Raw genomic sequence first — 22,607 nt, 5'->3', positions numbered from 1 at the left:
ATCGACAACTCTCTGGGTGGATCCTTCCTCCACTGGTAATACGCGCCGTCGGGGCGCACCGAAAGGCTTTACATAGTCTGGCGCAATGAGTCGCACCGCATGCCCCAATCTCCCGATCTCGCGCCCCCAGTAGTGGCTGCTGGCGCAGGCCTCCATGGCGACCGTGCACGTCGGCTGCGCGGCAAGACATTTAAGGACCTGATCCCGGCGCAGCTTCTTGCGGAAAAGCACGGTTCCTGATGCATCCGCGCCGTGCATCTGGAACACATTCTTCGCCAGATCCAACCCGATTATGCTAACTTCCGACATGGACGCCTCCGTTCAAGTGATGGTCAACGACACCACTTTGGCACAGCGATGCCGTGAGGGGGCGTCCACCCCATCAACTACGCCACCCACAAGACACCCAAGATCAAAGCGTGGCTCGCTCGCCGGCCGCACTATCATGTCCACTTCACGCCGACTTCCGCGTCATGGATCAATCAGATCGAGCGCTGGTTCGCTGAGCTCACCAGAAAGCAAATCCAGCGAGGTGTTCACACCTCCGTCAGGCAACTCGAGGCCGACATCCGTACCTTCATCGAACTGCACAACAATAACCCGAAGCCCTTCAAATGGACCAAGTCCGCAGACCAGATCTTGGCTTCCATCAAACGCTTCTGCCACAGAGCCCAGCAGACTTTATGTGGCGAACTTTAGATTCACGTGACTGGAAGGCCGCGCCAATCTCGACTCGCGCGTCGACTATACGTCGAGGAGCTCGGTAGTTGGTGAGCTGCATTGGAGCCGGAACGGGACGCCGCCGAACCAAGGCGCCCCGACGCACTTTGCCGGGGGTTGAAAGCGCGCCGGGCCCGCCCCAACATCATCAGTACATCCGTGATGATGCTTGCGGCAATGAGACAAGCAGCGTGGCGGAATTGAGGCTCATGCATTTTATACTTGAAATTAAAAAATGTTCTCGTGAGCTGCTCCAAAGCACTTGAATCGCACGTAGCGTCACGTTGTACGATCGCGCACTTGGCGCTCTTCATCTAGCAAGCAATTTATTTTCCGTGACACGCCGGCCTTCAACGGGAGGCATCCGACTCGTGGCATCTGCTGAGAGGTGCTGCATATCGAAGGTAAGCGGCGAGACGCCCGCCTCCCAAGCCAGCCATTGCTCCATGCTTTAGTGCCCTTGGATTCCCAAAGGATGATACCGGCTGGACGAGCGATCGAACCGTTGATCTGCTGGACGACGTGCGCGCCAGCTCCTTTGCCGATCGCCTCAATCGTCTCCGTAGGAAACGGCTGCGAAGCAAGGCTTCGAGCTCGAGCTCGCGCACTTCGCCCGGGAATTGCTGGAGGGCTGCTCAGCCTTGCGCTTCAACTCCTTGATCGTCTGGGCAATCGACTCCATCGATTGATCCTTCTCAAGCACACGCAAGCGCGCGGCTTCGTCAGCTTCCTGCCTGGCTTTCGCCTGGAAATCACCGATTGAGACCTATTCGATGGCAGATCGAGTTCACGTTCTCTTCATCAAGGGCACGTTGCTTGCGGATCAGCTCGGCTTGAGCCTGCTGCGCCTCGGCAAGCCTGGCATTGTTGGCTCCAAGTTTTGACAAAGCTCGGCCGCTTCGGCAGTTTGTGCCATTAGCTCGGCCGCCGCAGCGTCTCGAGCCTTCTTCGCTTCCATGGCGACGAGCTGGCCGCGCTCGGCAGCTAACCGCTCGGCGAGCTGGTCCTCGACTGCTCGCGCTGCGCGGCCCCTCGCTGCTGGGCAAGGCCTCGGCCTTGCGGGCAACCTCGGCATCCTTGTCCGCCAAGTTTTGCTGAAAGCGCCGGCCGGTTCCCTCATTCACGGAGCAGCAAGAGAATCGGTGAGGTGAATCTCGTGATTACAGTTCGGGTGGGCCGATGAGCGGCACCCGCCGCGGGTGTTTCAGGTTCTGAGCCCTCATGCCCTATTGTGCTGCCGGACTAGACGTGATCTCGCCAGCGTCGGCGCATTTTACCATGCGACTTTATCGTGATTTCCACATCCTGGTCGAATGCCATGAGCATCCACATCGGCTTTTCCTCGGAAAACCGGCTTGGAAGCCCAGCGACAGCCTGGCCCGCTTTTGGTGATGCCTTTAGATCCGTGGTTTTCGTCGCGAAAGGTTGCGCGTCAAGGAATGCGGAAGCGACGCGCCCTCGGATGAATGACTGACACTGCGCGCAGGCTAGTCAGGGGAGACTAGCCGCTCCGACCGTGCTCATACGAGAAGTTCATTCTACCCACAAGCATCCAGATAATCGCTAACGAGCGGCTCTCATTCCCATTCTCACTCCCGGCCCCTAAGCCGCGTTGGCAGTGACATCGAGAGCGGGACCAGACTTGAGGAACAGGTAGGCCCTTTTGACGTAACGCAAGGACAGAAGAGAGGGCGTCGGTCAGCTTCATACTGTTTGAGCATAGGAAAGTTCAGCCTTGCAGACCTCCCTCCTAAACAAGTATTGCGATGCTCGCCTGCCTTGGTACACCATCTACCCAACCGTACCGGATTTCTCCGCGATGGTCGGTGCCGAGACTTGTGAGACATGGTTGAGGCGGCTGCCGCCCGACGAACCCGTATCGCTCTACCTCCACGTGCCGTTCTGCCGCTCGATCTGCTGGTATTGCGGCTTTCCTACAAGCCTCACTCGCAGCGAGCGACCGATCAGCATTTACTTGGCGGCGATGCATGAGGAGATCCGCTTGGTCGCAGAGCAAGCGCCGCGCGCTCTGCCGGTGAGCGACGTGCATTTCGGCGGTGGGACGCCGACCACCATTGCGCCAACCGATTTCCTGGCCTTGATGGAACTCCTGCGCCGCTGCTTCGCGTTCAGCAAATCAGCTACCATCGCCATAGAAATCGACCCGCGTGCGTTCACGGCCGAGATGGCCGAAACGTTACAAGCAGCCGGGGTCAGCCGCGCGAGCATCGGCGTGCAAAGCTTCGACCCCGTGGTTCAAAGGTCGGTCAACCGCGTCCAGAGCGAGGTGCAGACGGCTTCTGTCGTCGAAAGTCTTCGCCAGCATGGGATAAGCCGCATCAATTTCGACCTTCTCTTCGGACTGCCGCATCAGACGGTCCGGTCCTGCGTGGACTCCGCGCGGACGGCTCTGGCCATGCGGCCAGACCGGCTTGCAGTTTTTGGATATGCTCACGTCCCCTCCTATATGAAACGTCAGCGCCAGATCGATGAGGCGGCGCTGCCGGACAATGTCGCCCGCGCTGAGCAAGCCGCGGCCATTGCAGATACACTGGTCTCGGCCGGCTACCGCCAGATCGGGCTTGACCATTTCGCCCTGCCCGACGACGAGCTCACGCTAGCGCAGAAAGCCGGTCGGCTGCGCCGCAACTCCCTGGGTTATTCGGCTGATACCTGCAAAACCGTGATCGGCTTAGGCCCGTCAGCCATCGGCCGTCTGCGTGACGGTTACGTCCAGAACGAGATCGCAACTGCTTCCTATCACCAACACATTCAGGCTGGTCGTCTGGCAACCTCAAAAGGCTACTTTCTCTCCGCCGAAGATCGCCTCCGAGCCGCAATTATCGAGCGTCTGATGTGCGATTTGCAGGCCGACGTACCAGCGATCTGTGCTGCTCACGGATTTGATCCGATTCCTCTTCTCGATTCGGCCGACCGCCTGGGAATGCTTGCCGAAGACGGGATAGTGGACATTGAAGACGGATTCATTCGGATCAAGCAGGAGCACCGGTTTGTCATTCGTGCTGTTGCTGCCGCATTCGACACTTATCTCGACCGTACCCCTATTAACTAAGCCACGCATGTGAGCAGATCCCAAACATCTAAGCTCTTCGCGAGGGGGCGATCCGAAGAATCGCCTCGGGCAGACGGGCCAGATTTCGAGGATGCAGCGGCGGCGTGATGACATGAACTTTCAGATATGGCCTCAAAACCGGCGAGGGCTGATCAAAAGGAAGTTGATTTAAAGGAAGACGCAGCGGATTCCGCTGTTCAGGGCCACGCCTCGATCACGCGGAAAGGGCTCTGCTCCACCTCCCTCGGCGTGCTCTCGATGATGGTGACGGCCTCAGCGATATGCCGCTGAAGACGCCGGCACCCGCACAAGCTTTGGGTATTTTACGGCCGGAGGCAGCTTTGCGAAGTTACGGTCCACCTCCTCGAGCGCAGTTGAAGACTCGACCACGCCTGCAGCGGCCACTGAGACCTCAAGGCTCGGTGGTCTTCGGTCCTGCGATCACTGGCGCGCCTCCGACGGAAACAGGTCCCTGTGGTTTGGACCGCCCGAGGCGTTTCCTGGCGACGCTTGAAACAGCCCCGGATGACGACAAAGGAGGCACGGAAGCAGCCGAAGGGACAGGTATTAAACTCTGCAGCGAATCGATCCGCGAAGTCAGCACGGTGATCTGATCCAGGATCCCTTTGAGGTCATCCCGCTGGGCATCGATCCGGCGGTTGAGTTCTGCGATCTCATCGCCAGCTTTCTGCTGTGCCCACTTTATGTCGGACAGGGATGCACTGTCCTCCGGTGACAGGCTCATCGTTGAAGCGACTTCCCGGGCTTCCGGCGTCTCGACAAACTTTTCAAGGTTAGCCCAAAGCCAGGCGCCAGCAGCACACGAGCCGACGAGGACAAGCGGGAAAACCAGGGGAATCCGTCTTGACGGCCGGTGCAAGAGCGGCCGCAAGTCTGAAGCGGCCGCTTGATCAATCCAGTCCATTGTCCCTCGCTCAACATCCCATTCCAGCAGGCTTATTTCGTCGAAGCGACAGCCTGCGATACTCACGCGCTCCAGTAGCTGCCAGCGTCGAGAATAATCAATCTTGGCGACCTTCCCGATCGGCTGCCACTGCTCTTATCAAACTCCCTTCTTGAGCAACGCAACGCGACAATTTGCGCGCGTTCTCCATGATAGCATCACCATCGAGCAATGGTTCTCGTCTTCGTCGGCGATGGCGCAGCATTTTCTCATCATTCAGAAGAACCTTGCAGATTTTCCTACCTTGCCGCTGCACGAATGCAAACCGTCCACCGATTGCTGCAGCGTGTTCGATGGAGTCCCGCCTCACGCGTTGCCGAGACCAGCAACTTCATTCCGGACGCGCCACGTGAGCGCCACGGCTGAGCGGCCGAGCCGCAATGGCCGATTGGACCGGCAACCATTGCACCTGGTCAACTACCAATTCCGGCAGGTTGTTCGAGATGACGGGCACGTGGCAAGCGTGACCAACGAACGCCGCGCACGTGAAGGATTCGGATGCAAGACAGATTTTGCCGCGCCAACGGCGCTGACGGAGGCAGCAACTGCTCGCCGATACACGCCAAAGCTGCTCGATGGCTGATTCCTCTGGTCTCCTGGGCCACCACGTTAGACGTTGTGGTGTGGTTGCCGGGCGCGCAAATTCAAAGGCTCTCCGGCCTTCGAGCCTGGCGATTGTCGCGTCTTTCGGTGACAACGATACCAATGGAGCGCTTCGTGAAGCCAGGCCGCTTGCCCGGCGAGCCTTGCTTTCTGGTAGCTGCCGTTTCGTCGAGAAAGCCGCCTTCGATGCAAATGCGCGGCACCGCCAGAATCGCCTGACTCACAGTGCTGGCCATTCGCAATGTCTTGGCGGCCAGGACAGCGAGGTCCCGGGCGCTCGGCGTGAGCATTTTGCCGAGCCAGCGCTCGCCGCTGGCTCTCGGCGCAGCGGCCGTGATGCTCAAGAAAGTTGCAGACCAGACCATCATCGCGCCGCGAGCGGAGAGGTTTGGGAAGCCTGAGTGGTTCTCTTCGGATAGATCGAATTCTGGCTCGTCCCCCTCGCCCTCGGACGCGAAAACGCCGGGAGCTCACTTTGGGCCAATCAGGCCGCAGTGCAATCTATTCATGGCCGGCAGACATGGACCCGAAGTGCGCCATGCGTGATTGCTTACTTGCGACGACCTCGCCTCGGACATACGCGGCTACGGCAGCACTTTCTTCCAATTTTAGACCAAGGGGAAAGCAATGTTGGCTTGTTATCGCACTTTCGCTAACGGCTTGTCTGGTCGGCAATTCCGTACTGGCACAAACCGCGAGCGGGCTTGATCCTAGTAGCCACCCTGTGGATCAGGCCAGCAAAAGACGAAAGGCTTCCGATCGGGCCGCAAAGCTCCCGATCGACCTGATCCGTCAGGCAATCCGCCCTCCTGCCCCGGCGTCAGCAGCAGGTCCCGGAGTGCCTTTCGAGAAGCGCGGCAATGCGGACAGGGCTGCTCAGACGAGACCGCAAAAGACGATCGATCCCTTCGCAAGGTACGACGATCTGCGTGAAAAAGGGTTGTGGCTCAACATACCCGGCCCTGCGGACACAATTGATCAGGACAACGTTAGATCGGCGCTGGCAGATGTCGGCATCGGCTACATCGGCTGGACACACAACAGCTTTGCAAACAACCAGCTGCCGAATGCAGCCAGAAGCACTATCGCAAACCAGCTCTATATGGGCCAGAATCCGACCTTCGCGTCGGCAAACTTCATGATTGTCACCTACGATCTCAGCCGGTTTGGCATTGCCGACGGACAGATTGTCGTAGGAGCCGAGCAGCAATACTGGACGTGGGATCGCCCGGGGCCAGATCGAGTGGGAATCAATACGCTCGCCTACTACCAGACCTTCTTCGACAGGACACTAGAACTCAAACTTGGCTACCTCAGAAACCAAAATGAGTTCACCGGCACATTGTTCGGAGGGATTACAGGATCGAACATGTCTGCCTTGTTCCAGGCAGGGATGAGCACCAATGCCGCGCCCACGCCGGCGGTCAACTTGAAGTACAATTTTGACGATCGCTTGTACAACAAGGTCTCCATCCAACGCTCAATCAGTCCAGATGGTCCCTATGCCCAGATAACGGAGAATCCCACCGGCTTGAACTGGAGCACGGCCAATGCAGGCATCCTTCTCGTTGAAGAAGCCGGCTACAAGAGCAAGGCTGCTCCGGGCGTAACCGACACGTGGCTGCGGGCGGGCGTCGGTTTCAACAATAGCCGCTACACGAATTTGGCGGATCCCAAGCAACAAAGGGAGAGCGGAAACAATTTCTACTACATCGCTGCCGACAGGCAGCTCTCGCAGAGTGACGCCCCTGGGTCGCCGTCTCGCGGCATCTATGGCGGCTTCTCCGTCATGGGAACTCCACCTGACCTCAACAGGATCAGCCGGTATTATGAGCTGCGTCTTTATGCGAAGGGAGCTTTTGATAGTCGGCCCAGTGATCTGATTGCTCTCGTTGCGACCAACACAGCCTGGAGCAAGCATGCAGTGGATGCTGCTCTGGCTAAAGGCCAGCTTGCGCACCGCCAGACCACAGCAATCACGGGGACATACACCGCGCATCTCGCCCCGGGGATATATGCAAGCGTCGGACTGTCATACATTCACAACCCGACAAGCATCACACACACGCCCCAAACGGAGCATGCGCTCAATCTGTTGGTATCTACGTTGATTTTCTTCTGATCATCGCATGCGCCATTCTGCTCCCACGTTCTCGTGACGCATGGGACCGAAGCTTCGCGATCTCCTTGAAAGGATCGGCCGCAATGCGCTAGACGAGCCCGTTAGGTCGGATATGACCGGACGCCAGCTGGAAGAGATTATGGAGAAGGATCTCGTTAGTTCTCCAGGGAGCATCGGGCGGATGGAGGAGAGGCTGGTCCCGAGCGCCGTCATTTCCGAGGTGGGCCAGCGCGAATAACTCCCTGTATGGAACCATGGCCAGGTCAGGTTCTCGAAAGCTTGCCCGACTACCGAGACCTGTTCAGGTGATCCTGGAGGTGAGGTTAGCGTGGACCCGCAAGGTTCTGACCCATTTAATGTACCAGCTTGGTCGCAGGTGCAGCACGCCGTCTCGGAACAGCCGCAGACGAGCCAGACCCGACAAGATGGCTTTGAGCAGCACTTGGCCCAGGCAAGGCAGCCCGCTCCCGTCGGCGGCGGGGGGCCCCTATCCCCGTCTGCTATCTAAAGACCGGCAGGGCGATTGCTCAATATGCGGCTCAGAAAAGTCCACAACCGAACACGGCCGCGGCGCCTTTCACCTTCGTCGGGAATACCGCGAAGTTACTGCCCTGCCCGAGCCCATCGGTGAGGCCAACTATCTGGTTGGCGCCCATTTCTTCGCGAGGGCCGATCCGCCCCACATGGCGCCGGGGTGTTGTACCGAGAGGCACGGGTTCTCTCATGGGCAGGCCATTCTACCATGGGTTGATCAATTAGGTGTTGTGGCGGGAGATAGCCGTGGACGAAACTAGCCTTCATGACTTTGACGGACCGATGTCGCCTCAGACTTGGCGATCATGGGAAGCCTGGACCGACCATCAAGACTCAGAACCGAACCCAAAAGCCTCCCCTTCGTTGTGGCCCGCCTGCTCTTGTGATTTGGTTTCTGTTGGGATTCGTGGCTTTGGCGAGCTGGGTCGGACTTAGCGCCTTAAATGATCCGGATCCGCCTGTTCGCAACGACAGTTGGCGGAATTCTGGAAACAGGCGTGCTCGTGCCTCCCTGTGCGGTATCAGTAAACGTGACGGCACCAGTTGACGTGAGAGCCGTGCTCTTCAGGCACGGGTATCCTGACAAACTTCGGCGCCGACTTAAATCAGGCGCAGCGAGCGGGCCGACGCGCTCCTGTTTCAGCACCACGAATACGGCACTGCCAACTAATGATGAAGCGACACAATGAGGCAAACGATGCTCGGAGGAGGCCGGTCGTTATGCAATCTGACACCTCCACGACCGGCCTGCTCTTTTGTCCCGGGGGACGTCACATGCGACGTAGAGCAGAGTTCTTCAGGAAGCCGGGGCAAGTGCTGGATTAGCCGGAAGACCAATCCACCCCTCCCAACGTCCTTTCAAAGCAGCTTCCTCGGTCCTGGAGAACCAAAGGCGGCGTCCCGTCTCCGAGATCACTTCCAGTGGGCCGGCGTAGTCTTCCGAATGCTTACCAACATATCACCACGATCGACCAGATCGTGCCAGACCACCTCGACTTCGCCGGTGCAAGAAAAACGTCAGCGGAGGATGCTCGCTCCCCTGGAGGCGAAGTAAGCCTCGCAAGGGCTAAAGTTGCCCATTCGATCACGACGAACCAAGCCGCAATCATCATCCTGCTCGGGTCGTGACTCCGTCCGTGGGCCATCCGCCGGCAGAGTGCCGTCGAGGATCGCGCGGTCAGTTGGCATAGCGGGCCGTCAGGTCGCGTTATACTCAAGCCTTCCTCGATGTAGCCGCGGATCACGACGCAAGCCGCCGGCGTACAGGTCCGGTAGGTCTGTTCGAAGCCTTGTAGCCGCGATTAAAGCCCGCGACCATGCGCGCGCCGCGGTCGCCGGAGGGGGGTCGGCATCGATCAGCGCCTGCATCTCTTTGCGCGTCCGCAGGCGCCCTGTAACAGGCATTCCACCTGCCGAAGCTAGGCGGATCTTGCGACGCCTCGAGTTTCCACTGCCCCTCCAAACACGAATGCTTGCTCAACATGGTCGAGAATCAGATCGGCGTCCGGTCGGCCCAGTACCTGGATCTCAAGATGGTATATCCCAAGCGAATGTGCCGCGAAATCAACACCTGGCAACGATACCGAAATGCCGTCCGCTTACGCATTAAATGGATGCCACACTAGAAAAGCGCCCGCGCCGACATCGGCAGCGCCTGTCCCAAAACTCCCAAAGAGTCATAGATCACTGTGCTTTTGCTTTCTAATGCTGAGAGACAAGCGAAATCGGTGGGCGCTCGTTCGAGTCGCCACGGCGTTGGACCTAAATGATGATAGCTCTTCGCGCAAACATGGCCCTTAATTGGGGATCGTGTCCCGTTGCGTGGTGTAGCTGGCGGCGGGTCACCGCGTTCACCGGCAGGAGCCGGGCAGATCAGCTGGCGATTGCCGGAAGGCTGACGGTTGGATCATCGCTCAATGGCGCGATGGTTTCCAGAGTCATGTAACGGGCGCGTTGGACGGCCCATTCATCGTTCTGCTCGAGCAGGATCGCGCCGATGAGGCGGACGATGGCATCTTCGTTCGGGAAGATGCCGACCACCTCGGTGCGCCGCTTGATCTCGCCGTTAAGGCGCTCGATCGGGTTGGTGGAGTGCAGCTTTGTCCGGTGCTGCGGTGGGAAGGTCATATAGGCCAGCACATCGGTCTCGGCCTCGTCCAAGAAGCCCGCGAGCTTGGGCAGCTTCGGGCGGAGCTGGTCGGCGACCTTGCGCCATTGCGCCTTGGCTGCCTCCGCATCGTCCTGGGCAAATGCAGTGGCGATGAAGGCGGAGACGACGCGCCGCCCGCTCCTGCCAGCATGCGCCAGCGCGTTGCGCATGAAGTGCACCCGGCAGCGCTGCCAGGAGGCGTTGAGCACCTTGGCAACGGTGGCCTTGATGCCCTCATGGGCGTCGGAGACGACCAACTTGACGCCGCGCAAGCCCCGGCGGGCGAGCTTGCGCAGGAAGGCGGTCCAGAACGTCTCGGCTTCGGAGGGGCCGATGTCCATGCCGAGAACCTCTCGCCGGCCGTCGCTGTTGACGCCGACGGCGACGATCACCGCAACAGATACGATGCGGCCATTCTGGCGCACCTTCACATAGGTGGCGTCGATCCACAGATAGGGCCAGTCGCCTTCGATCGACCGGGCAAGAAAGGCCTTCACCTTCTCGTCGATCTCTCCACACAGCCGGCTCACCTGGCTTTTGGAGATGCCGCTCATCCCCATTGCCTGGACGAGATCGTCCACCGAACGGGTCGAGACGCCCTGCACATAGGCTTCCTGCACCACGGCGGTCAGCGCCTTTTCGGCCATTCGGCGTGGCTCCAAAAAACCCAGGAAGTAGGAGCCCTTGCGCAGCTTGGGGATGCGCAACTCGACCGTGCCGGCGCGGGTCTCCCAGGCCCGGTCGCGATAGCCGTTGCGCTACGCCAGACGCTCCGGACTCTTCTCGCCGTAGGCTGCGCCGGTCTGGCTTTCGACTTCCAGCTCCATCAGCCGCTGGGCGGCAAAGCCGATCATCTCACGCAACAGATCGGCATCAGGGGTCTTCTCCACGAGCGTGCGCAGGTTCATCATGTCGTCGGTCATCGGTGGTTCCTCGGTTGCGTTGGCGTGTCGCAACCCGATCCTACCGGAGAACTGCCGGTGACCACCGCAAAGCCGCCCGCCCGCTACGGCGCTATTGGGGAGCGCGCGTCCGGGCGGCTTTGCTCTGCCGAGCTACACCATCACTGGGGACGCGACCTAATTGGGTTTCAGCAGCTTAATCGATAGGGCGTTCCAGTTAGGTGGTATTTGCCCAAGAATATTGCGAACGAAGAAGTCCAGAAGCTTGAGCTCGCTATAATTGCCGGGCGCTCCGTGATCTGCGCTGGGTACCACAAGCATGTCGAAGTATTTTCCTGCCTTGATGAGCCGATCAGCCATCTGGAAGGTAGAGGACGGATCGACATTGCGGTCCATTTCGCCGACAATGAGCATCAACTTACCCTGTAGTCTGTGGGCGTTGTCGATGGCGGAGGACAGCGAATATTCGATGCCAACCGGCCAACCCATCCACTGTTCATTCCACCATATCTTGTCCATCCGGTTGTCGTAACAGCCGCTGTTAGCCACCGCCACCTTGTAAAAATCAGAATGGAAGAGCAGCGCGCTCACCGCGTTCTGCCCGCCGGCGGACCCGCCAAAAATGCCGACGTTCGAGATATCGTACCACGAATATTTCGCGCTCGCCGCCTTATGCCATAGGATCCGATCGGGAAAGCCGGCGTCCTTTAAATTCTTCCAGGCAATGTCGTGGAACGCGCGCGAGCGATTGTTCGTACCCATTCCATCGATCTGAACGACGATAAACCCCATTTGGGTGAGCGGCTCAACCAAGGCCGAGAACGACTTAGGAACGAAAGAACCCGTTGGGCCGGCATAGATGTTTTCCACCACCGGGTATCTCTTGTTTCGATCGAAGTTGAGGGGCTTGTGAATAACCCCCCATATATCGGTCTCGCCGTCCCGGCCCTTGGCATGGAAGCTGAGGGGCGGCTGCCAGCCGGAGGCGATGAGTTCGGAGATATCGGCGCTCTCAACCTGCATCAGCTCGGCATTATCACTGGCGCGATACAACACCAAGCGCGGCGGGACATCGATGCGTGACCACAGGTCGAGATAGTAGCGGCCGTTAGGTGAAAACTCAATGTGATGGTTGGCCGGTTCAGGAGTGAGCGCGGTCAGTCCGCTCCCATCGAAGTCGACACGGTAAGCATGGACAAAATAGGGATCTTCCCCTTTTTCCTTCCCGCTCGCACCAAACCAAATCTGGCGCTTGACCGGATCGACGTAGTAGACCGCGCGAACCACCCAATCTCCTCTAGTGATCTGGTTTTTGAGCTCACCGGTTCGGCCATCGAAGAGGTACAGATGCTCGTATCCATCGCGCTCGGACGCCCAGATGATCTCCTTTCCGTCCTCAACGTCGTAGCGGAAGAACTTTCCAGTATTCCGCTGGTTCATCACTAGAGGCTGGTAATCGATGAAGGTAATGCTGCGCTCATCAATCAGAGCGCGCACCTTACCTGTAGCAGCTTCCACCTCGACAAGGCGATAGAGTTGGTGCCCGCGCTGATTATACTCGAAGGTGAACCCGCGACCATCCTTCCACCACTTGATCGGCGAAAGGTGGTAGGGATTTGGAAAGGAAGCATTGTCGATTTCAATCTTGCTCTGCATGATGATGTCAAACAGCACCGGCTGGAGCAGTGGCAAGGCATCACCCGGCTTCGGATACGTCATCGACGAATATTTAGGTTGAAGATCGTCCGTCGGAGAGGATTCGATGTAGTGGATCTGACGTTTATGGCCTGGACGGATGCGGTAAGCTGCGAGGTGACGCGAATCTGGAGACCATCTTAGCGTCGAGAGAGCATAGTAGTTGCCTTCCGATCCGTCCCAGGTCAACGGGATGTCCTGCAAGCCGTCCTCGCTGCGCAGGAAGATATTGTATTTTGTAGTATAGGCCAACCATTTGCCGTCAGGCGATATGCTTGTGTTCTCCGGATCGTTCTCCGCGGGCGGGGTGGGGTCATATTGATAGACGTCCGGGCGCATGGCATTGGCGGTGCAGCCATAGCTTACGAGATCGCATGTCCACGGGGTGTCGTCGATGGTGAAGGTGATCATGCGAGCATCGCCGGCCAGCTCGAAACGGTCGAACGGCAGATTGTCGGCCTTATAGTTCTTGAGGCTTGCCCTGGCCAGCGCCGCCGCGAGGCGGGTATGATCAAAAGCCGGCTGCTTTCCGCCAGTGGCAGCATCGACCCGCATGAACTGGTGCTTGCCTTGAGTCGTCCGTCGGTAAACGAACGCTTCGCCGTCTGCGAGCCAGAACGGAACGTCGGGCATATTGACAGTGAGCTGGTTATATTGAGCGCCGATCGTCAGCGCTCGCTCGTAATCGGACGGCACCAGCGGCTTTGCAATGTTGTCGGCCGGACCCTGCGCGGCTGCCAATCCCGGCAGCGCAAGCATGAAAGCGCCAAGCTTGTACATGATCGTTCGCTTGTCCTCGTTGTGTGGGGATAACGGAGGCTGGGTTGACCTCACGATATGGCGCAGCTGCGTTCAGTGTCTCCTCCAAATCCTATGCGCGCCATCCGAAACGACGCTCGATGTCGTAGCCTCGCTTCTACGCTCCTGGTGGTAAGCAGAATCCATGCCAGCGAAGCGATGCGCATTCCCGACGGCTTCCGATAGCTATGTCGCTTACGCGACAAGGCTAGCGATTGTTGAGGCAAGTCGTATGTCTGACCTCAAACACACCAGAAGGTCCTGCCGTGGCGGCCGATCAGCTTTGCGGGCTGCATCTCGGCCGAGGACGCAATCAAGGCCGAGGAAGAACGTGTGGGCGACGCATGGAGGGCATCGTCAACTTAATCTACCGCCGAGACGAAGGAGGCGATTCTCAAAGGTTCGAGATTCGGCGATAGCGCTTGTCGTGGAGATTTCGCGCCAAGTCGCAAAGGCTCGTTCGCGCGAAGCACGACGGAAGTCGGCGGCGACAGCTCCGAGATAGGGGATGTGGAAAAGGTTCGCGACCTGATCGCGAACTGACTAAAACCGTTGAGCCTGATGCCGCGATTTGAAACGCTTCATGATCCGCTCGCGTCGCCGCGTCGGCTGATGAGATTTCTCGGCCCGATTGTTAAGAGTTTTGTGCTGGCGATGTTCGAAGTGAAAGCCCATCTTCGCCCTCGCAGCGCCGTACGAACGGAGCTTGTCCGTGATCATCACGCGCGGCGGCGTGCCGGCGGATTTCAAGAGCTTCATCATGAGCCGCTGCGCAGCGCGCGAGTCTCTTCGGGGCTGGATCAAGACGTCGAGAACGAAGCCAGACAGCGCGCCAGAGCCAATGTTGTTCGCCCGCGATCGAGATAACGACCTCGTCCAGATGCCATTTGTCACCGCGAGCGGGAGCGCGCTGGCGGATCCGATCGGAGAACGCCCTCTGCCCTGGTCGGTGTTGAAAATCTCCGGCGTGCCGTACGTCAGCGCCTCGTCCAGAGCCGCCACGCAGAACTAGACGTCCATCGTATTCGACAGCCGCCACGCCAGAACCGCACGGCTCGCTCAGTTGATGATGGCGTTCGGTCCCAGCGCTGCGATGCCCATCTTGCGCATCAACCGTTGCACGCGCTTGCGATTGACCGGAAGCTCCTCAGCATCAGCATCGCGGTCATTCGCCGCGAGCCCAGGAATGGCCAGGCGATGAACAGCTCGTCGATCCGCTGCATCAGGGCAAGGTCGTTGTCGTTGGCCGGCTGTAGCGGCCGGTAGACGCTAGAACGGGCGATGCCGAGCAACATGCATTGCCGGCGGATCGACAGCGCCTGGTCGGCGCGATCGAGCATTCCTCGACGGTCCGGCGTGCTCATCTTCCGGACCTCCGCGCTAAAAAATCGCGATCGACTGTCAGTTTGTCCGATGTTGGCGTGCAGCTTCTCGATCTCGCGTTCGCGCGTTTCCTCGCTCTCGCGCCCGACACCCGCGTCAAAAGCCCGGGCCGCCCGGTCCAGCAGCTGCTTCTTCCAGGCATAGATCTGGTTCGGGTGAACCTCATAGCACTGGGCCAGATCGGCCACCGTCGCCTGCTCCCGCACCGCTTCCAGCGCGATCTTTGCCTTCAACGCCGCGTCGATCTTCCGTCATGTCTCCTCGTCATCGAGCCCTCCGTTTATCAGCGAATGCATTCTCGGCCTTCGGCAATTTTGCGCAACTCCAGACGCCAAACTGTGGTTGAGCGAGATCAGGAATTGTACGAGTTATTGCGATGAAAACATGAGGTTCGGAGTGGCCATCGGCCGAGATTGCCCGGCCAAGTCATACGACGATCGTACCGAACGTTTTGAAGCTGGGCCTGGATCTGACGTGCCGGGGGATTGCGAACGAAGATCGAGGGCGATTAGGCTAAGAGTCCACTTCTCGACGTCGCCCCCGCAACAAACCACCCAGCCCCCGACGGGCTACCTTCGCAGCGTGAGCATCGTGCGAATCGACGTTCGTCCAGTGCGATCAGCTCCACATGTTTGCTAGGGAGCTGTCGAGAACCTGACGACGACAATTTGTCGCGCGAAGACAGTACGGTACAAGGCGATCTTTGCCTTCAGCGCTGCGATCGATTTCCGTCTCGTCTTCTTCATGGTCCGCTCCGCTTATCGAAACAAAACGGCATCCGCACCACCTAAGCCACCGGTCCAAAATCCGAGGCCACTTCACCTCACCGACCGTGAGTAATCACCTCGATGTCAGGGTCCAATTATTGAAGTTAAAGTTCATGCCACCTGGAGAGGAGGTGATCTCAACGCCGTATTGGACGTTGCCGACGTTTATCTCCCCAAAGTACCCTTTCGACTTGATCCACTGCAGGACACTCTTGATATCCACCGTCCCACTGTTGGTCTTCGAAGTGCGCAGGAATGAGATGACCTTATGGTGATTTTCTCCTTGAAACACGTTCCAAGTCGCTCCGCCTACATCGACATTTGTGTAGATCGGTATCGCCGCCCCGGAAGAAGCGTACTTGTAAGAAATGGGCTTGACGTTGCCGCCACCATCGGGATTGCCGGTGTAATTTGTCCAGAGCATTATCTCATACTGATTTGAGCTGTCCCAGATATCGTAGGCGACGTCCCAGGCGCCGCTAGTCGGAACGTCCTGATTGAAGGTCGAGATCAGAGTGTTGATCGAACTGAGCGGTTTACCGACATTGAAACCCTCGTGGGGATAGCTCTTGATACCACCAGTATCAGGCTGGTTCGACCACACCCCCCACTGGTTGACAGCACTCACCGAGATAGTCTGGGGCCCTGCGCCCCTGCCCCATACGTCGTTGTTCCAACTGTAGCCATCGATTGAAAAGCTCCCGTATTGTGCACTCGAACTCCATATCGGAGCTTTTGCCGGCACCGGGAGAAGCGCAGCCCTGGCAGCAATCAGGGCCACAAGCACCCTTAGCTTCGACACGCTCGCCATTCTCGATCTCCAACCTGACCTTTGCCCGCTCGCCCCTCGCAAGAGTTGGGCCATAATGGGCAGAGCCAGACGTCGCTGTTTTTTCGCGCTCCCGGCCGCGTTCCCGACAGGCTGGCGGATTTCAGACAGGGCCCCTCGCGATTGGTTGGAACTGAAAGCGGCGTAGTCTCCGAGGTGATCCACCTCGAATCATCCGCCGTTTGAAGCGCCGGATCGCAGACCATGCCATGACCAGCAACATCACAAAGATCCATTTCCTCACCGCGTGAAAGAGAGACGGCTCCGCAGCTTTTCGAAATCGATTCGATTCGGTCGAAACGGCGGGAACCATGTTCGATCAGGCGGTCGTAGTTCGTTGTGAAGACGTGCAAACGTTCACGAGACGCCGCGCGGCTCGCAAAACTCAGCAGGAATGATTGCAGAGCACCTTGGGCAGCATCTTTCGATGCGGGATCCTTTCCAGCAACAATCTCGCTTTCCGTCTTCAATAATGAAGTGAGAAAGCCAGACATCTCGGCGTCGATGCCCTTCTTGAGGGTTTTTCTGCTCCCTTGTCGATGACTCCCAGCCCCTCGAGCAGAGCAAGCGCACTTCGAAACTGATCTTCGATGTTTGCCGCACCTCTTTTCATCGCCGTCGCTCCGGCCTGGGCGTGCGCATCGATCGCGGGACGTGCCAAATGTAACCTTGGCCATGCCTGTGGCCGCTACGCCCGCCAGGTAACCAACCGCTGTGGTGAACCCACTGCCGAGCAGCAGGTTGAGGTGCTCTGCTTGGAAGACAGCAGAGAGCCACGGTTCGATATGCTTTCAGGCACTATTGGTCAGGGTGTCCAGTTCATCTGGGTCAGTGGGCAGACCGTACCAGGCACCTGAGTGACTGCCTACGCGATAAAAGGTGCTTTGGCCACAGTTCGGCGAACAGTCCGACAAGGAAGGTTGGCCGGCGGCCCGCTTCCTCGCCGTCGTCGCCGAGCACGCGATCGCCGAACGCGGCCGCCGTCGCATCGAGCTCCATCTCGTCGAGGCGAGGCTGCCGGCCGGAAAGACCTTCGATAGCTTCGACTTCGAGGCCGTGCCGATGATTTCCAAAGCGCAGGTGACCGCGCTTGCCGCTGTCGACGGCTGGGTCGGCAAGGGCGCCAATTTGCTGCTGTTCGCGCCGCCCTGGCGGTGGCCAGAGCCACTTGGCGACAGCGATTGGCTTGGCTCTCATCGAGAACGGTTGGCGGATCCTGTTCAGCCGCACCACCGATCTCGTGCAGAAGCTCTAGGTGGCGCGGCTCGAGCTCAACCTCGAGGCTGCCATCGATCGCCTCGATCGCTTCGACCTCCTGATCCTCGATGACCTCGCCTATGTCACCAAGGATCAGGCCGAGACAAGCGTGCTGTTCGAACTCATCAGCGCACGCTACGAACGGCGCTCGATGCTGATCACCGCCAATCAGCCCTTCGGCGAATGGACGCTCGCCGCCATCGATCGCCTCGTTCACCACGCCACCATCATCGAAATGAACGTCGAGAGCTATCGAAGGCGCACCGCGCTCGAGCGAAAACGCGGTCCAGGTCGGCCACCGTCGCACGCGACATCAAAAACACTCGTTGATTGACGCCTTTCAGCCAGATCGTCGCGCTACCAAAACCCTCCCGAAGTCACAAATGATTCTTCAGGAGATAGTTCGGTTACACCATAGGCTGACACATCGGTCGTCATTTTTGAGTCCTTTCAGTGATGCCGGATCGACCGGCCCTACGGCCGCGCAAAGAGGGACTCAAGAGTTGCGGCAACTGTGAAGTGAGAACCCAAGCCCCCCATTCTGCCTCGTTCAGCGGCCTGATTGACAGCTGTCCGACTATCTGCATCTGTCAGTGAGCACGACCCGCTCAGCCTCCAGCCTGGCAGTCAAAGGTGTCGCTATAGGTGCGCTCGATCGGATGGGCTCTAACTCCATGCGACCAAGACCCGCTTCCTAGAGTTGCGGTTCAAAACGCACAGCTGCGGCAGCATCCCGCGACAGCTAGGACCACATTCTCTTTTTCGGCTTCAAGATTTAGGCAAGAGGCCGCCAGCGGCGATGGATGCCGCTAGGCTCGCCAACACTTCCACGATCGCCCAAAACCAGCCTCCCGAAGTTGCCGATGCCTCTTGAGGATTTAGTTCGGTTACGCCATAGGCTGACATATCGGTCTTCATCGTTGTCTCCTTTTCTGTGTGAGGAGCAACTATCAAAGACCGTGCCAACTACGCCAAGAAAAAGCTGTTCGATAGCTTAATGGAATGCGCTCGCTTCGGCCCTCCACTCCGAGCAAGTTCTGCGCGTCGCCATGGAGGGCGGCGGACATCACGACCGGTTTCGAGTTCACTCACTGTTGTGTAGTTTAGTTGAGCGTAAACCAGGAAAGGTGATGGAGCCTGCCATCGCGCCCGCCTTTCGTTTTTGCGATCTATTTGTCTTGCCTGGTTCGGTGACTCGGCTCTGTCTGCCGGTCGGCACGTGCAGCTGCCATGTGCTGTGGAGCCGCATCAACAACAAATAGGGGTCGGGTTTGCGACGAGAATGCCATGACTTTGACATGCGACGTAATGTTCGCGCGGTCTGCAGTGAAGTGGACCCTTTGCTGAGGACCACCGGGTCCGGTTCTTAAGTGGAGCTGCTGCCGTTCCCTTCCGCCGCATCTGGTGGCGGCGAGCCGCTGTTGGAGTTGCTTCAACCGAGCTGGGACAATGGTCCGGTCGTTCCAGGCTCACCCGCGGCCTCCTTCTGTGATGGTATCAAACATAGCTGCTTCCATAATGCGGACCAACTATCAGTCCTAAAGTGATGCAGCTGTGCCCTTGCCTCGCATTCAACATCTTTTAGCGCGTTGACAATCTATAGTTTAGGCGCACCATATTGCACGCACCTGCTGGTTGATATTTTATCCGAACCCAAAGGGTCGCGGGCGCTTTCACTGCGAATAGTTTTCACAATCTTTGCTTTGCTTGCGGCCAATTTCACATTCGTTGTCATACCAGTTCAGGCCGGCGACAGCCCCCTAGCAGGCTAGAGAGTATCACCAGGTCTGCCCGCGAGACGATGCCCTCGATGCCGTTCGTCCCGCGATCGTCAATGCCGGGCTTATCGCTTTCCGATCTCTCCGATCCGACCGTCTGTTCGTTTGCTGTGGCGCCGCCACGGTAGCAATCGTGCCCCGACGCTGCGAAAATGGGAAAGAGCCTCGGTGTTCGTTCAGTTCGGCCCATGGCCTTCGAGCATCATGCCGCCTACGTTGCACGGCAAGAGCCGCTAAGCTGTTGATGCGTCGTGTTCATAGGCCGTGGCGCTCACATTGTTCGCAGTGATTTCACCCATTAATTCGTTGCTATTTCGCAGTGTTCTCAAGATGGTGTAAGGTTGGGGTCATTCGCGTCATTTCGGTTTACGTTTCTGACCAAATTGTCAGGAGATGAATATGTCCGACCGTATCCAAAGCGCCAGCGCCTCGCACGCTGAGTTCATGCGAGCCGCGAATGACGAGCCAAGTTCGAGCGCAGCGAGCGGGAGATTCGAAAGAAGGACCGCGACGAACGGGCCAAAAGATTGCAGTTGCCGGTGGAAACGTACGACGCAAAAGATTGGCGCATTCGGAAATTATCAAGCCCGCTTCATCGAACCTGAGGCCACGCCAACTGGCAGGTGAGATGAAACATGCCTCAAGATGCCCAATCAAGAGGCTCTGGGTTCATGCACGTACTCATGAGCATCAACCTGGGATTCAGTCTTTCCCCATCACGCCAAACGGTGTCGCCAGCTCGTTAGACCCTTCAAGCTCCGAGCATCGCGCCCCGGCTCTTAACGTTCGTCAACCGCCTTTGTTTTGAGGGAGAAGAGCACAAAACGATTCGGACCGTCCGACTTCACTGCCAGGGTTTGGTGTGCTTGGTAGCCAAGATCACGTTCCCCGCGAGAGAAGCCGCAATACAGAAGAGGCTTTGGAGGCGAGCCGGTCCCTCAAATTAGGAGCCGCGTCACGGAAGAAAACACGTATTGCCGTTGGCATGCCTTTGGAACGATGCTGCCGTTCGCCTTTTTTTGGCGACAGGAGCCGCTTTCAATCGGACGTGGCTCTGATTCCACAGCACCGCCCAGTTCGCGGCTGGCTTGAGGCGCGCCGATGACGCGCTTAAGCGCGGCGCGCTGACCACACCCCCTATTCGGACTTTTGCGAAGGAAAGGTGCCGGTGCGGAGTGCTGCGAGCAGTGAACCGTCGTCAGCAAACAGGTCCCAAATCATGATCCCGGCGAGTGCATGGGCGCGCGCGTACATCGCCTTGCGCGCAATGGAAAGCGGATCGTCGTAGCTGATCCATATTCGCCGTTCGGCGTCATAGAACCACGGCACCTGGGCTTCGTCGCTCCAATACCGGCGAAAGCCCTGCTCTTCCGGTTGCCGGGCAACGAGATCGCGATAATCGACGCCGTCACTCCCTCCCCACTCCTCGCTTGCTGTCGCCCCCTTTTGAAAGAGCCCGCCGTTCTCGGGCGGAACGTCCGCAACCGCTCGGCCATAGAAGGCGACCCCGAGCGTCACCTTGGCCGGCGGCACGCCGGCCCGGATCAAGGCCTTCACACTCGCATCGACATTGAGATCGGGATTTGGATCGCCGGCGCAGGCAAACAGCGGGGCATTGAAGGCAGCAAGGGCCGAGCCTGCGTGATAATCGTAGGCCATCAGATGAAACCGGTCGACCAGCCGGGCGAGAGCGGCTGCCTGTAGATTGACGATTTTGTCGGGCACGGCCGACACGGCAATGGTGAGCTCCAGCTTCCCGCGCTCCGATGCGGAAAGCTTATCGAGCTTTCGGCGGAGTTCCGCGATCAGGAGCGTGAAATTCGTACGGTCCTCGAGGCGCGCGAGATTTCCTGGAGGCCCTCCCGAGACGGGAAACTCCCAATCGACGTCCATACCATCGAACAGACCGGGATACGGCCGAAAGAACGCCTCGATGACCGATTGCGCGAACCGCGCGCGCGAAATCGGCGTGGCAGCGGCGGCCGAGAAATATTTCGATCCGCTCCATCCGCCCAATGCAATCAGGATCCGAAGCTTCGGATTGCTCCGCTTCAGTTCGGCAAGTTGGGCAAAATTGCCGCCGACCGGGCCCGACCGTGAGGTTCCGTCGCAGGCTCCTGTGTCGAGGCAACGATCCGCAAGTTCAGCGGATCCTTCCGCAGAAACGGCGCCGAATGCGTATATCAGGTGGGTCAGCTCGCGAGCCGGGATTGTCTTGATGCTTGGACCGCCCGCCCGAGCCTTCCACGGGGCGACATAGCCGACGACCACGGGGTTGAAGGCCGGCGCGGTCCGCCCGTGCTGCGTCAGCACGTATCCGCTCACGAGCGTGGAAAACCCACCCACAGCGAAAGTTCGACGATCAACTGCCACGGCTTACGACCCTCTCTCTGTCAGATTGTACCTACACCAACCGACTCGATCACCTCCTAGACATGAGCCTTCTCACTGCCGCGCACTTGTCGAGCCCCCGCGCCATACGATCCCATTAACCGTCGATTTCGAGCGCTCGCTTCAACTTTGATTGCGGCGCCCAGTCTGCTTGTATCCCCGCTCGGCTGATTGGGCTTCCGCCCACGCACGAGTTGGGCGTCCGCAAGGGATCTCGACTTCCGCTGGCCAGCGCGATGTTGAACGCACGAGCGCGCACCCTGATCGCGAGGTCTCGAAACGTGTCTTGAACTTCGCGCAACGGCGCAGTGACTTTCCGCGCGATCGACTAGAACCTATCTCAAAATTGTCGAAACAGGATCAGCAGGCAAGCGAGCTGGACGAAGCCGAGGAAGTTTTGCGGATAGAACTCCCAGCGGACCCAGCAGGCGCCGCCGCCACTGTATCCAGGCGAAGAAGCGTTCGACCAGCCAACGCCGAGTATAACGACGGAGCCTGCGGCCGTCCTGGGTGAGCGACCTCACTCGGTGTGAACGATGTGGCGCGATCATCTCGATGCCTTGTGACCGCAGTTCATCGTCGAGCGCATCGCTGTCATAGGCGCGGTCGCCGATTAGGTTCTCTGGCTTGGCCTCGATCATG

General features: G+C 58.7%; 13 protein-coding genes and 8 pseudogenes. 5 read left to right on the top strand and 16 right to left on the bottom strand.

All coding sequences use genetic code 11. The features are described from left to right. A pseudogene (locus tag WN73_RS09370) lies at positions 1–309 on the bottom strand (IS110 family transposase); the annotation flags it as partial. A 75-nt stretch (positions 310–384) separates the two neighbouring features. Between WN73_RS09370 and WN73_RS09365 the strand changes: the two are divergent. Then, positions 385–699, top strand: a pseudogene (locus tag WN73_RS09365) (IS630 family transposase); the annotation flags it as partial. A 300-nt stretch (positions 700–999) separates the two neighbouring features. Here the strand turns inward: WN73_RS09365 and WN73_RS44355 are convergent. After that, positions 1,000–1,266: a hypothetical protein gene (locus tag WN73_RS44355; protein ID WP_333937954.1), complete on the bottom strand. Its 267-nt coding sequence runs from the start codon at positions 1,264–1,266 to the stop codon at positions 1,000–1,002. Between the two features lie 1,189 nt (positions 1,267–2,455). Between WN73_RS44355 and hemN the strand changes: the two genes are divergently transcribed. After that, positions 2,456–3,793 (top strand): oxygen-independent coproporphyrinogen III oxidase, encoded by a 1,338-nt coding sequence (gene hemN / locus WN73_RS09360; protein ID WP_097669941.1) that lies wholly within the window; start codon positions 2,456–2,458, stop codon positions 3,791–3,793. 412 nt (positions 3,794–4,205) lie between these two features. On the opposite strand, the gene WN73_RS09355 is transcribed toward hemN, so the two are convergent. Continuing rightward, on the bottom strand, positions 4,206–4,718 hold the full coding sequence (locus WN73_RS09355; protein WP_097669942.1) for a hypothetical protein: 513 nt from the start codon (positions 4,716–4,718) through the stop codon (positions 4,206–4,208). Positions 4,719–4,821: 103 nt separating this feature from the next. Here WN73_RS09355 and WN73_RS09350 point away from each other — a divergent pair, with 103 nt between their 5' ends. Continuing rightward, on the top strand, positions 4,822–5,340 hold the full coding sequence (locus WN73_RS09350; protein ID WP_179880101.1) for a hypothetical protein: 519 nt from the start codon (positions 4,822–4,824) through the stop codon (positions 5,338–5,340). A gap of 61 nt (positions 5,341–5,401) precedes the next feature. Here the strand turns inward: WN73_RS09350 and WN73_RS09345 are convergent, their stop codons facing one another. Continuing rightward, positions 5,402–5,704 (bottom strand): hypothetical protein, encoded by a 303-nt coding sequence (locus WN73_RS09345; RefSeq protein ID WP_179880100.1) that lies wholly within the window; start codon positions 5,702–5,704, stop codon positions 5,402–5,404. 380 nt (positions 5,705–6,084) lie between these two features. Between WN73_RS09345 and WN73_RS09340 the strand changes: the two genes are divergently transcribed. After that, positions 6,085–7,482: a carbohydrate porin gene (locus WN73_RS09340; protein ID WP_271552490.1), complete on the top strand. Its 1,398-nt coding sequence runs from the start codon at positions 6,085–6,087 to the stop codon at positions 7,480–7,482. A 1,711-nt stretch (positions 7,483–9,193) separates the two neighbouring features. Here the strand turns inward: WN73_RS09340 and WN73_RS09335 are convergent. The 9 genes and pseudogenes from WN73_RS09335 to WN73_RS09305 all read right to left on the bottom strand — a co-directional run. After that, positions 9,194–9,393, bottom strand: a pseudogene (locus tag WN73_RS09335) (TIGR02301 family protein); the annotation flags it as partial. Positions 9,394–9,888: 495 nt separating this feature from the next. After that, positions 9,889–11,088, bottom strand: a pseudogene (locus WN73_RS09330) (IS256 family transposase). Between the two features lie 156 nt (positions 11,089–11,244). Then, positions 11,245–13,542 carry a S9 family peptidase gene (locus WN73_RS09325; RefSeq protein ID WP_097669841.1) on the bottom strand — a complete coding sequence of 766 codons (2,298 nt, stop codon included), beginning with the start codon at positions 13,540–13,542 and terminating at the stop codon, positions 11,245–11,247. A 380-nt stretch (positions 13,543–13,922) separates the two neighbouring features. Next, positions 13,923–14,497, bottom strand: a pseudogene (locus tag WN73_RS09320) (IS6 family transposase); the annotation flags it as partial. Positions 14,498–14,499: 2 nt separating this feature from the next. Continuing rightward, positions 14,500–14,616: pseudogene (locus WN73_RS44540) on the bottom strand (IS3 family transposase); the annotation flags it as partial. Positions 14,617–14,619: 3 nt separating this feature from the next. After that, positions 14,620–14,682 carry a hypothetical protein gene (locus tag WN73_RS44535; protein WP_430649848.1) on the bottom strand — a complete coding sequence of 21 codons (63 nt, stop codon included), beginning with the start codon at positions 14,680–14,682 and terminating at the stop codon, positions 14,620–14,622. After that, positions 14,670–15,176 carry a transposase gene (locus WN73_RS09315; protein ID WP_271552487.1) on the bottom strand — a complete coding sequence of 169 codons (507 nt, stop codon included), beginning with the start codon at positions 15,174–15,176 and terminating at the stop codon, positions 14,670–14,672. Before WN73_RS09315 ends, WN73_RS44535 begins: the two co-directional genes overlap by 13 nt. Before the next feature lie 607 nt (positions 15,177–15,783). Further along, on the bottom strand, positions 15,784–16,575 hold the full coding sequence (locus tag WN73_RS09310; RefSeq protein WP_333937953.1) for a glycoside hydrolase family 12 protein: 792 nt from the start codon (positions 16,573–16,575) through the stop codon (positions 15,784–15,786). Beyond that, positions 16,500–17,033: a hypothetical protein gene (locus tag WN73_RS09305; protein WP_179880085.1), complete on the bottom strand. Its 534-nt coding sequence runs from the start codon at positions 17,031–17,033 to the stop codon at positions 16,500–16,502. The genes WN73_RS09310 and WN73_RS09305 overlap by 76 nt, the downstream gene beginning before the upstream one ends. 382 nt (positions 17,034–17,415) lie before the next feature. On the opposite strand from WN73_RS09305, the pseudogene istB reads away from it, so the two are divergent. Next, positions 17,416–18,130, top strand: a pseudogene (gene istB / locus WN73_RS09300) (IS21-like element helper ATPase IstB); the annotation flags it as partial. Between the two features lie 434 nt (positions 18,131–18,564). Here the strand turns inward: istB and WN73_RS09295 are convergent. The 3 genes and pseudogenes from WN73_RS09295 to WN73_RS09285 form a co-directional block, all read right to left on the bottom strand. After that, positions 18,565–18,714 carry a hypothetical protein gene (locus WN73_RS09295; protein ID WP_179880086.1) on the bottom strand — a complete coding sequence of 50 codons (150 nt, stop codon included), beginning with the start codon at positions 18,712–18,714 and terminating at the stop codon, positions 18,565–18,567. A 1,997-nt stretch (positions 18,715–20,711) separates the two neighbouring features. Continuing rightward, positions 20,712–21,845 (bottom strand): glycoside hydrolase family 18 protein, encoded by a 1,134-nt coding sequence (locus tag WN73_RS09290; RefSeq protein ID WP_271552483.1) that lies wholly within the window; start codon positions 21,843–21,845, stop codon positions 20,712–20,714. A 460-nt stretch (positions 21,846–22,305) separates the two neighbouring features. Next, a pseudogene (locus tag WN73_RS09285) lies at positions 22,306–22,607 on the bottom strand (transposase); the annotation flags it as partial.

The sequence above is a fragment of the Bradyrhizobium sp. CCBAU 45394 genome, from assembly GCF_028128655.1.
GTDB classification, from domain to species: Bacteria; Pseudomonadota; Alphaproteobacteria; order Rhizobiales; family Xanthobacteraceae; genus Bradyrhizobium; species Bradyrhizobium diazoefficiens.
The sequence above is the reverse complement of the archived record's forward strand: the minus strand, read 5'-3'. Positions and strand labels throughout refer to the sequence as shown.